11 protein-coding genes are annotated in these 11,148 nt (G+C 46.3%); 6 read left to right on the top strand and 5 right to left on the bottom strand.

All coding sequences use genetic code 11. The features are described from left to right. Nucleotides 1-177: 177 nt before the first annotated feature. Entirely contained in the window at nucleotides 178-753 is a 576-nt protein-coding gene (locus ACVA53_RS17800; protein WP_446505833.1) for a dioxygenase family protein, read from the bottom strand. 122 nt (nucleotides 754-875) lie between these two features. On the opposite strand from ACVA53_RS17800, the gene ACVA53_RS17795 reads away from it, so the two are divergent. From ACVA53_RS17795 to trxC, 4 genes are all read left to right on the top strand, one after another. Then, complete coding sequence (locus ACVA53_RS17795; RefSeq protein WP_446505832.1) at nucleotides 876-1,238, top strand: hypothetical protein; 363 nt, start codon at nucleotides 876-878, stop codon at nucleotides 1,236-1,238. 142 nt (nucleotides 1,239-1,380) lie between these two features. Continuing rightward, on the top strand, nucleotides 1,381-2,553 hold the full coding sequence (locus tag ACVA53_RS17790) for an iron-containing alcohol dehydrogenase (protein WP_446505831.1): 1,173 nt from the start codon (nucleotides 1,381-1,383) through the stop codon (nucleotides 2,551-2,553). Between the two features lie 522 nt (nucleotides 2,554-3,075). Continuing rightward, entirely contained in the window at nucleotides 3,076-3,273 is a 198-nt protein-coding gene (locus tag ACVA53_RS17785) for a hypothetical protein (RefSeq protein ID WP_255043349.1), read from the top strand. A gap of 166 nt (nucleotides 3,274-3,439) precedes the next feature. Beyond that, entirely contained in the window at nucleotides 3,440-3,874 is a 435-nt protein-coding gene (trxC, locus tag ACVA53_RS17780) for a thioredoxin TrxC (RefSeq protein WP_446505830.1), read from the top strand. Nucleotides 3,875-3,942: 68 nt separating this feature from the next. On the opposite strand, the gene ACVA53_RS17775 is transcribed toward trxC, so the two are convergent. Further along, nucleotides 3,943-5,559, bottom strand: coding sequence for a methyl-accepting chemotaxis protein (locus tag ACVA53_RS17775; protein WP_446505829.1), 1,617 nt, complete (start codon nucleotides 5,557-5,559; stop codon nucleotides 3,943-3,945). 264 nt (nucleotides 5,560-5,823) lie between these two features. Between ACVA53_RS17775 and ACVA53_RS17770 the strand changes: the two genes are divergently transcribed. Next, on the top strand, nucleotides 5,824-7,662 hold the full coding sequence (locus ACVA53_RS17770) for an MOSC N-terminal beta barrel domain-containing protein (RefSeq protein ID WP_446505828.1): 1,839 nt from the start codon (nucleotides 5,824-5,826) through the stop codon (nucleotides 7,660-7,662). Between the two features lie 56 nt (nucleotides 7,663-7,718). On the opposite strand, the gene ACVA53_RS17765 is transcribed toward ACVA53_RS17770, so the two are convergent. Together ACVA53_RS17765 and ACVA53_RS17760 are read right to left on the bottom strand one after the other, a co-directional pair. Beyond that, nucleotides 7,719-8,276, bottom strand: a complete 558-nt coding sequence (locus ACVA53_RS17765) for a copper resistance protein NlpE (RefSeq protein ID WP_446505827.1) — start codon at nucleotides 8,274-8,276, stop codon at nucleotides 7,719-7,721. 193 nt (nucleotides 8,277-8,469) lie between these two features. After that, on the bottom strand, nucleotides 8,470-9,816 hold the full coding sequence (locus tag ACVA53_RS17760) for a tryptophanase (protein ID WP_446505826.1): 1,347 nt from the start codon (nucleotides 9,814-9,816) through the stop codon (nucleotides 8,470-8,472). 540 nt (nucleotides 9,817-10,356) lie between these two features. Here ACVA53_RS17760 and ACVA53_RS17755 point away from each other — a divergent pair. Continuing rightward, the gene (locus ACVA53_RS17755; RefSeq protein ID WP_255042606.1) at nucleotides 10,357-10,776 is read left to right on the top strand and encodes a universal stress protein; all 420 of its coding nucleotides are present in this window, start codon (nucleotides 10,357-10,359) and stop codon (nucleotides 10,774-10,776) included. Nucleotides 10,777-10,849: 73 nt separating this feature from the next. Here the strand turns inward: ACVA53_RS17755 and ACVA53_RS17750 are convergent, their stop codons facing one another. Continuing rightward, the gene (locus ACVA53_RS17750) at nucleotides 10,850-11,125 is read right to left on the bottom strand and encodes a nitrogenase-stabilizing/protective protein NifW (protein WP_255042605.1); all 276 of its coding nucleotides are present in this window, start codon (nucleotides 11,123-11,125) and stop codon (nucleotides 10,850-10,852) included. Nucleotides 11,126-11,148 lie beyond the last annotated feature (23 nt).

Here is an 11,148-nt window from a genome sequence, read left to right as displayed (position 1 = left end):
TTTGAACCCTAGATACGCTACAAACGTATGCCGGTTTTCAAGACCGGTGCTTTCAACCACTCAGCCATCTCTCCGTTGTGGGGGACATAATATAGATCCCTTAGAGTGTTGTAAACACCCCAAAATCTCGACCGCTCACAATACCACCAGTTTTCCGATTTTTTGAGGGATAACCGATCAAGTGGCGACAATAAAATCAAATTCTCCAACAACGCCACCCGATAATTGTTTAGGTTCAAACTGAAGATACTGTCGCTCACGCCCACCCCACCACTCATTACCCGTCTGTCCTTTAAGGTAAAGTTGACTAGTCAATATCTCATTGGCCCCTTGCCAAAGTTTCACATGAATATGTGGCGGTCGGCCGGTATATGGCACAGGATAAATCGTGCGGAACTGATATTGGCCTTCATTATCCGTCTCTACTGCGCCAAAACCAGCAAAATGGCGGTCAAATGCTTGATTATTTGGCTGCTGCGGGTGATCGTATACTCCTTCGCCGTCACATTGCCAAATCTCTACCTTGATACCAGATAAAGGCAATCCATGGGAATCCAATACGCGTCCCAGCAAAGCTATCGGTTCTCCGGCTAATCCTTGTTCCTGCAAAATCAAATTTGCCCTCATCGGAATTGGCTCTACCGGATAAAATGGCCCTTCAGCCTGTGACGGAGTGATAGTATAAGGTTGTTTTGCCCCAAGAAGTTTCGCAAACAACATCGACCACAATGCCAAAAAATGCCGTCTCTTCATCACCATTTCTCCCTTAGCTGACTTACTTACAGTGTGGCAGCCAATAAAGAAATTGCGTTGAAGATCCCTGTCTATTATCTTCAGCCTGTGCCACGATAATATAAAATCATATAGGAAAAGAAATGATACTCTCTCATGCAACATTAGTCATACCCGCTCATATGTTGCCAGGTGGTATTGCCCCAATAGCACATGAATTTGGCTTTGAGCATGTCGAGAAACAACGCCTTGAACACGGTGATGCTATCACATTGACTCAGTTTGCCTTTCACTCTCCCCTAACCGAACATAACGAATTGGACGCCGATAAAACCTTCGATAGTGCTGCCAAGTATTTTCTCTGGCACCTTGCCAAAGGCACTCCCTATCAAATCACCAAGTCATTCAGCGATGGCAGCCAAAGTATCAAAAGCTACCTATATCGTAACAACAGGCTAACTTCGCACGCTTCCCCTCTGGTAGAGTTATTAGCCAATAGCCAATAGCCAATAGCCAATAGCCAATAGCCAATAGCCAATAGCCAATAAGCATATGGCATCACCTTTTTATTTAACTATGAAGGACATCCCATACACTCATAGTCAACTCTGATTATAATTCAAACACGTGTTTAAAAGGATGTTAACTATGTTGCTCTACAAAACGGTTGTCGGAATCAATAAACAGCTCAACAAATTAATCACGATTCCGTTCCCCCAATTGGAAATGGGTGCCGATAGTGTGGCCAATGCGGGTGCCTTAATGGCCTCAAAAGGGGCGAAAAAGGTGCTAATCGTTACCGATGCGATGATTCACTCCCTCGGCTTAACCGCTTCGCTTTGCGATTCACTGAACGCACAGGGGATTGAGTTTGTCATCTATGACGAGGTCAAACCCAATCCGAGCATCGCCAACGTGGCGGTAGGGGCAGATTTATTCAAAGAGCAAAAATGCAATGCCATTATTGCTATCGGTGGCGGATCGCCAATTGATTGTGCCAAAGCTATTGGGGCGAAAATTGTTCGCAACAAACCGGTTCGCCGGTTGGCGGGTAAATTAAAGATCAGGAAAAAATTACCGCCCTTTATGGCTATCCCTACCACTGCGGGCACAGGCTCAGAAGCGACAGTCGCTGCTGTGGTGTCGGACCCGAGTGCACGAGAGAAATTCGCGATTATCGATCCGGCCATACTGCCTGACTTTGCGCTGATTGATCCCAAACTCATGGTCGGCCTACCCAAGCCGATTACTGCAGCAACCGGTATGGATGCGCTGACTCACGCTATTGAATCATTTATTGGTACCTACCACACCCCACTCACCGACAAATATGCCACCCAGGCGACCGAGAAAATATTCGCTCATTTACCGACCGCTTTTGAAGATGGGGCTAACCTAGAGGCCAGAGAGCAGATGGCTGTCGCTTCTTATGAAGCTGGATGTGCCTTCACCCGTGCTTATGTCGGTTATGTCCATGCTTTTGCCCACCAGCTAGGCGGCATGTACAACGTTCCCCATGGACTTGCTAATGCCGTGTTGTTACCCAAAGTACTGAGTTTATTGAAACCTTACTGCGAACGGCGGTTAGCATTGCTTGCCGAAGTGATCGGATTGGACACCGCAGAGGAGTTTATCGAAGCGGTCAGCAATCTTAATGCTCAACTGAACATCCCAACCTCCTTCCCTGAGCTAAAAGAAGATGAGATCCCATTGATCACTAAACGTGCTCTTGCTGAAGCCCATGGAACCTACCCAGTTCCCGGATACCTAAGCCAGCAGCAAGGCGAGGCACTGCTCACCCAGTTTCTTGAGCCATCCTAGCCCCTCCGAAACCAACACATACTAAAAAGCCTTAGCATTTCTGCTGAGGCTTTTTTGTCGTGGCGGAGGGCTTACCCTAGATACGCTACAAACGTATGCCGTTTTTCAAGATCAGTGCTTTCAACCACTCAGCCATTTCTCCATTGTGTGATGGATATTCAGGACACTGTAGACCCCGACCAAACCCAAGCGCTCACAATGCAATCAATCATAACAGATAACAACCAAACTTTATTAATAAACAAACAGTTACACTATTAATTATTAAACTGTTAGTAGCGATAAATTAGCTGTAGCGGTGAGGAAATATGAGATGCTTGAAAAGGTGATCTGACCACATGATTTTTTATGCAAGTGGAACTATCAACACTACCCCTGTTTGGGTGGAGAGAAAAGCAAGTTTTCATGGAATTTGCACAATTTTGGAATGTGTCACAAAGTCGATCTGAACGTCTTAACGCCGTCATAATCGTCTGATAAAGATAAGTTGATTTCGACGCAGGTATTAATTAGGAGGTTAATGTGTCTATCAATTCTATCGACCACAATGAGATGTCTGATGTGTCTTCCAAGTGGGATTTCAAAGATGAAACCGCTTCGCACATCTCCAAAAACAAACGCCAGCAGGCTGAAGCACGCCGCCGTATTGAGATGCTTCGCGACATTCGTGCTAGTGGCCTAACGATTGAGGAAGCTAAAGAGCTTGGGCTGATCCATTAAGCCTCACCCCAAACGAATACAAGATGAACAACAAAGTAACGACCGTAGAATTTGAAGTAAAACTAAACGATAGATTCTTTCTATCAAAGTAATCTGTTAATCCTGCTTTGCTTATACTTGGGTAGTCGTTAAATTAGTAAGCAACAAGACTTACTGGAACCCGATTATGACTACAATGACTACCCGCTGTCCTCACTGCAAGGCTATGAATCGTATACCAACAGAACGAGTGAACGACATTGCGACTTGTGGCGCCTGTAAGGATCGATTGCTAGATGGCATACCTATCGAAGGGACAACGGACAACTTCCTTTCCCTTATCCAAAGCGACAAGCCTATTGTGGTTGATTTCTGGGCCCCATGGTGTAATCCATGTGTTGGCTTCGCCCCGATCTTCGAAGATGTTGCGAAAGAACGTAACGGTGATGTGCGCTTTGTCAAAATTGATACGGAAGCGCAGCAAGCGCTGGCGGCACAATACCGTATCCGTAGTATTCCAACCATCATGGTGTTTAAACACGGTCAAATGGTTGAGACAATCAATGGTGCCCTACCGAAAGGTCAATTTGACCAATGGCTCAATCAGGCTTTGACTAAGTAAACGTTGTAAAAAAGCTCTAGCCAAGAGACTAGAGCTTTCTATAACATCACGACTTATTCGAGAGTAACTTACACTTTAAATTGCTTCAGCTGATCACCCAACGTAGCCGCAGCTTCGCTCAGTGATTGGCTTTCCGATGCCAAATGCTGGGCTGCTTTATTGATATCGTCAGTCGCGGTATGGATAAGGTTAACGGTGTTGTTCACCTCTTCCGTTACCGTACCTTGCTGCTCTGCCGCCGTAGCAACTTGCATGATCATATCGTTAGCATCTGTTACTAACCCAGCGATACGGTTAAGCTCGTTCTGCACCTGCTCGGTATGTTCAACGCTGTATTGTGTCTGCTCGGTGCTTTCCGCCATCGACTTCACGGTATTTAAGGTACTTTGTGTCAGCTTGTCGATAGTATCCTGGATCTCAATCGTCGACTGCTGAGTGCGACTTGCTAAATTACGCACCTCATCGGCTACCACAGCAAATCCTCGGCCTTGCTCGCCAGCACGCGCTGCTTCAATAGCAGCATTGAGTGCGAGCAAGTTGGTTTGCTCTGAAACCCCTTGGATCACCTGGGTCACATTGCCAATTTCTTCTACCCCGTCTTTTAGCTCACCCACACGCTGATCAGAATTCTCGATTCCCTGAGAAACGCTGTGAATCGCGGCCATCGCCTTCACCATGCGTTGGTTACTGGCATCAACCTGCGCATTGATTTCAGCGGTCGAAGCAGAAACCGTCTCGGCATTTTTAGCGACGTCAGTAATTGTTGCGCTCATCTCTTCCATCGCTGTAGCCAGTTGAGCTAACTGCTGGTTTTGCTCAGTAATGGATTGAGCACACTGCTCACTGGCTGCAGCAATCGTCCCAGCCATACTTACCGACTGCTGAGCATTGAGATTGGCTGCTTGCAGCGTCGTTCGCAGAGAAGAAGAAGCTTGGTGAAGCACTTGTGCAATTTGACCGATCTCATCACGGCGATCCATGGTGAAATTCTGGGTCAAATCCCCCTGTTCCAGCTTACGAACTCTATCGATCAATTGTTGGAGCGGCTGACTGATATCATTGCTAATCCAAAGCCCTAATCCAACCAAAATAGCGATAGCGACAAGGCTGACACCGAACTGGAAAACAATACTGTCGAAGAAGCGTTCTTCAATATCCATTAAATGAACACCGGTGCCAATTACCCAGCCCCATTTAGAAAAGTTCTCAACATAGGAGATTTTCTCAGAAATCTCACCGTTAGGTGCAATCCAAGCGTAATCTAAGAAACCGCTACCAGATCGGCGACTTATGGTCGTCATTTCTTGCCAGTGCTGCTTACCTGATGCATCGGTAATGGCCTGCATCGATTGCCCTTCTTGCTGCTGACGCAATGGGTGCATAACGAGCGTATTATCCGTAGCTATCACCCAAAAATAGTTATCCCCATCGAAGCGCATAGCAGAAAGTGCCGATTTAGCTTCCTGCTGAGCAGTCTGTTGATCAAGTGGATACTTGTCCGAGTAATATTGAACCAAAGAAATCGCCGCTTTCACTTGCTCCTGCATTGATTCTTGACGGTCAACAATATCACTCTGGTAACTTTGGTTAGCCTGGAATGCTGCATTTACTAGCATTAAAATAACTGCAATGGCGATCAGTGCCAATAATTTGACCCTTACCCCATAATGCCGTAATAGGTTCATAGCTCCCTCTTTAAATAATTTACTGTTTTCCAAATATTATGAACGACCAAACCGGAAGATTTATTACTAATATTCATAAAAATCATGCGATTAGATATAGATATTGTAAATAAGTATAAATTTACAAAGCAGAAATATGCATCAGTTAGATTTTATGATCATCTTTCTTCAAATTTCTCAGCATTAGAGCCAATGATTTTTACTCCTCAGCGAAAAACTATTTGGTAGAATGACGTCATCCATACAAACAATAACGGCACAAGGATGAAAACCGTGAGCAAATCAGCCAATATTCCGGCGCTAAGCCAAATCAATGTTTTTCCCGTTAAATCGATTGCTGGCATTAGCCCATCTCAAGCATGGGTTGAGCTGCAAGGGTTGAGCTTTGATCGCCGATTGATGGTCACCCGGTTAGATGGCAGTATGATCACTGCAAGAAAACATCCACAGTTAGTCAAAGTATCAGCGGCTCTTCTTCCGAATGGTTTGGTCCTCACCTTCCCAGGCCAGCCATCTCTCAAGCTGCATTATGCTGACTTTGCGATGACTGAATCGGTTGCGACCGTCTGGAAAGACACCTTCAACGCCTACCTCACTACCGAAGCAGCCAATGAATGGTTCAGCCAAGTCATCGGCGAACCGGTTCAACTGTTATTTACGGGTGAACAATCACAACGCCTAAGAGCAAAGCTCAATCAAAATGTTAGCTTTGCCGATGGCTACCCACTGCTCATCATCAGCGAAGCATCGCTGGAAGAGCTCAATACCCGCAGTCCACAGCACCACACCATTGATCAGTTCCGTACCAACTTGGTTGTATCGGGAACAGAGCCTTTCGCAGAGGATGGCTGGAAGCGTATTCGTATTGGCGAAGTGGAATTTGAAGCAGTGAAGCCTTGCTCGCGCTGTATTTTGACCACGGTAGATCCGGCAACCGGAGAGTTCAGCCAACTAAAAGAACCACTTAATACCTTGTCGGCCTTCCGCTCAGACGGCAGCGGCGAGGTCTATTTTGGTCAAAATCTGATTGCCCTAAACGAAGGTATGATCAGTGCAGGCGATAAAGTTGAAGTCCTAGAAACCAAGCCAAAAGAGATTTATCTGGATAGCGGCATCCAATCCGTTACCCTGACTTGCGTTGAACGCGAAGACATTGCCCGAGACTTTTCTACATTCTGGCTAGAGCCGGTAAAACAGCAATTACTTCCAACTTATCAGCCGGGCCAGCACCTGCCAATCCAAGTTGAAATCAACGGCGAATACGTTGCCCGCCGCTATACCCTATCTTCGAGTCCTTCACGTCCAGGACGCTATGCGATATCGGTAAAACGTGTCGATGACGGCCGAATTTCGAACTGGCTCCATGATCATTTCCAAGTAGGCGATACTTTGGTGGCCCAGCAGCCTGGTGGCAGTTTTCATTTAGGCCATCACACCGACAAGTTACTGCTGCTCTCTGCTGGCAGTGGCGTGACACCAATGATTTCGATGCTGCGTTATCTCGCCGACCATGATCAGGTGCGAGATGTTGTTTTCTATCATCAGTGCAGCTCCCAAGCCGATATTCCTTATCTTGAAGAATTGAATAAACTTGAAAAACGGTTCCCACAATTGAAAGTAATGATTTCTCTTAGTCAGCCGGATAAAAACTGGAAAGGCTTGTCAAAGCGGCTTGGCGCTGCCCATCTAGAGCAAATCGATGCTTTGGTTGAGCGACAAGTCTTCGTCTGTGGCCCAAATAGTTTCATGGATGATGCAAAAACATTACTGCTCAATGCTGGCCTCGATCCGGCACAATATCACCAAGAAGCGTTTGGTCCTGTTACACGTCAGAGCAACAAAGCCCAAACGGTGTCTATCAGCATCAATGGCAATTTGTTTAGCGGTAATAACCAAAAGACCTTGCTTGAACAGGCAGAAGCCTCTGGACTTAACGTGTCCAACAGCTGCCGAGCAGGGCTCTGTGGTGCTTGTAAGATGACGCTTGAATCCGGTGAGGTAGACCAACCGGATGTCCCCGCTTTGCTACCAGGCGATAGAGAGTCAGGCAAAGTGTTAGCGTGCTGCTGCGTCCCGAAAACCGATGTCGAGCTAGTCGACTAGATTCTCGAAATACTCAATATAAAGCAGCCACCTTTCGGTGGCTGTTTTATTATCACTTACTGTTTACGCAACATGTAATGGCTTGCTAAATCACCTTCGACTCGGTTGCCTTCTCGATCTAATCGGAACAACTGGTTTTCACCAACATAATACTGCACCGCATCATCACCGGCACCTAACAGGGCAATCGTGTTACCCGCTGTATTCCAGTTAAATGATCCTTCGTACTCAAAGGCATTGCCTTCTTTTCCGAGATATACCTCAGTCATAATAAACGTACCATCCTTTTTTACGACGAGCTCAGTCTTGATCCCTTCGCAGTCGGCACAAGGTAGGATACCAGTGTAAGTGCCATCCCAATCCAGTGCATTACGCGCGCTGTGTGCTGAATCAGCGATAGGTTGCGTTACTTCTGGTTGAGCGCCTTCTGTTTGGTCTACTTCTGGCAAAGTAACAGGCACTTCTGTTGTTGATGTGTCATCTGCTTGAACTTGGTTTTCTACTACCGCTGCTGTTTCAGCCTCAGTGTGAGATGGGGATTCTGGTGTGGCTTGTTGATCACATCCCGCCAGTACGAAGCCAGCCACAACCAGTGCAAGTAAGGTCTTTTTCATCTTGATTTCCTTAGTTAGCATTCTCATATAACTTGGTATTTATTTTAGTGCTGTGATTGTGGGCTCAGCGTCATCGCTACGTTAGAAATGCGTCAAAACCACAGAAAGTCGGTAACTAACGGTGGTTATCCGCACGTTAATCCGCAATAGGCTTCAACTTTGCCGTGAAATGGCGCAATACTGGTGGTTCATACTAAAACTCCAAGCCACGTAATTCACTGGCCCGCCGGTTAACGGCAATCAAGGCATCGGCGACATAATCCATATGATCATTGGTATATACCCGCCGTGGAATGGTTAACCGCATTAGCTCCAAAGCCGTGGATTTTTGCTTGCCGGTTTGCGGATCCCGCCCCATCAACAATGAACCGATTTCCACAGCACGCACACCTGATTCTAAATAAAGCGCATTACACAAGGCATGGGCCGGAAATTGGTGAGGTGGAATATGAGGCAGCATTTTCTTTGCATCAACAAACACCGCATGCCCACCGGTAGGGTATTGGATTGGCACGCCGCCTTCTCGCAACCGCTCACCCAGATATTTCACCTGGTTTATCCGGTAATGAAGGAAGTCTTCATCGGCGGCTTCATAGAGCCCCCGCGCCAACGCTTCCATATCCCGCCCGGCCATGCCGCCGTAGGTAACAAAGCCCTCCATCGGCACACACCGGGTCCTCACCGCTTGGAACAAGTCTTCATGATCTTTGATACAGCACAGACCACCGATATTCACCATCGGATCTTTCTTCGCCGACATCGTTAGTATATCGCCGTATTGATACATTTCACGGATGATGTCCAGAATGGGCTTTTCCGCATAACCCGCTTCTCGCCGCTTAATAAAATACGCGTTTTCACAATACCGGGCGGAATCAATCACCACGGGTATATCATTCTTCTGCGCTAGCTCGTAAACCGCCCGCATATTTTCCATCGCTACAGGTTGACCGCCCGAACTATTACAGGTGACGGTAGTAATAATAGCGGCTATGTTCACCGAGCCGTATTGTTCAATAGCAGCTTCAAGCTTCTCAAGGTCAAAATTGCCTTTCCAATCATCATAGGTCGAGGTATGGAAAGCACTTTCGGTCAGCAGGTTAACGGCTTTACCACCACTCATCTCAATATGACCGGCAGTGGTATCAAAATGGAAATTAGAAAGAAATACAGCCTCCGAGCCTCCCCTCACCTGTCGCATTCGTTCAACCAGGCAAGGGAACAGGATTTGCTCGGCACCACGCCCCTGATGAGCAGGCACGGTCAACTTGTACCGGAAGAAGTGTTCAACGGCCTGGCAGAGATTGTAATAGTTACGGCTACCGGCATAGGACTCATCCCCCAGCATTAACCCTGCCCACTGGTTGTCACTCATCGCCCCGGTTCCAGAGTCGGTTAGCAAATCGATATAGACATCCTCGCTGCGCAGCATAAACGGGTTATAGCCAGCCTCAACCAAAGCCTTGCGACGGTCCTCTTCATCCGTCATCCGAATACGTTCCACCATTTTGATGCGAAATGGTTCTGGGATCCTTTTCATCTCTTTTCTCCAATAGCCCCTCACAAGATACTTGCCCGTGACGGATAACAATTAACGCAACAGGAGCAAAAGCCACACTGCTGTATTTAGTTCAAATGGATTCAACATGGAGCGAGCCCAAGCAGAGACTAAACAAGGAAGTCGTTTGAAAGGCGGAAATCTTGGTTAAACCATGCCGACATCATTAAGGTGATGTCAGGTATCACCACAGCAAATTGGCAGGTCATATTTGCTTTCCTTCACATATATATCGGACAAAAGTATTGTTTATAACCATTATTGCCCATAACAACAGTGATTATAGACAATATAACAATCAGCGAAACGAAAGGCTTCAGTCCAAAATTATCTTTTGTATTCAGTCGAATAAACAGGCTTAAACTTCGGCATTATCATATTACATATCAATGAATTATATGACTTTTAGCTATTCTGAGACATCTTCGACACTATTTTTTTCTGTCTCGAACTATGCTGGGGATATAACCCAAAACACCTTACAGTTACTTGGGTAAATTTACTAAGCAGGAGGGCATAGTGATGAAATACAAACATATCCTAGTTGCACTTGAACTATCGGAAGAAACAAACGTGCTAATTGATAGGGCTGTTTTTCTAGCAAAGCTACTCAATGCAGACGTTTCTTTTGTCCACATTGACGGAACACATGGGGAAATCTATCCAGAGCTGATTGATATCAAGCTCTCTCCAGGTGAAAACCCTCTGGGTGAGCCCAAAATGGAGCAGCTCAGGGCCTTTGAAACCAATACCGACTACCCCATCAAGCACTTCATCATTGGCACCGGAGATCTAAGCAATAAGTTGCAAAATATTATTCAGGACAACGGCGTAGAGCTGATCATTTGCGGCCATCACCATGACTTCTGGAGCAATATCATTTCTTACTCCAAGCACCTTATCAATAAATCCCCGGTTGATATTCTCGTTGTACCGATCTAAATCAGGCAACAAGAAAACAGCCGCCAAGTGCCGAATCAACCACGCTTTACCGATTCGGCACTTTTATACCAACCTATCGACGCTGGCAGGAGGTACATCCACGGCAAGCTGAGCGGCTATGCGGATCCAGCCTGCCCCGCTGTACCTTACAGTAGGCATTTTTCAGTGCCCGGCGGGCAGAAAACCAATCATCTGGCTTTGAAATCAATAAGTAACCATTAAAGCGTTTAACCAACGGAGTACGATATTCATTGATAAATTGGCTATCAAAGCCGATTTCAAAGTAATCGAGCGCCTGCTCAATCGAGGTGAAACTGGCTATTTTCTGAAGGATATCGTTCTGGCTCATCAAGGCTTCAACTGTCTAAACTA

Source organism: Photobacterium sp. DNB23_23_1 (assembly GCF_052873815.1).
The sequence above is the reverse complement of the archived record's forward strand: the minus strand, read 5'-3'. Positions and strand labels throughout refer to the sequence as shown.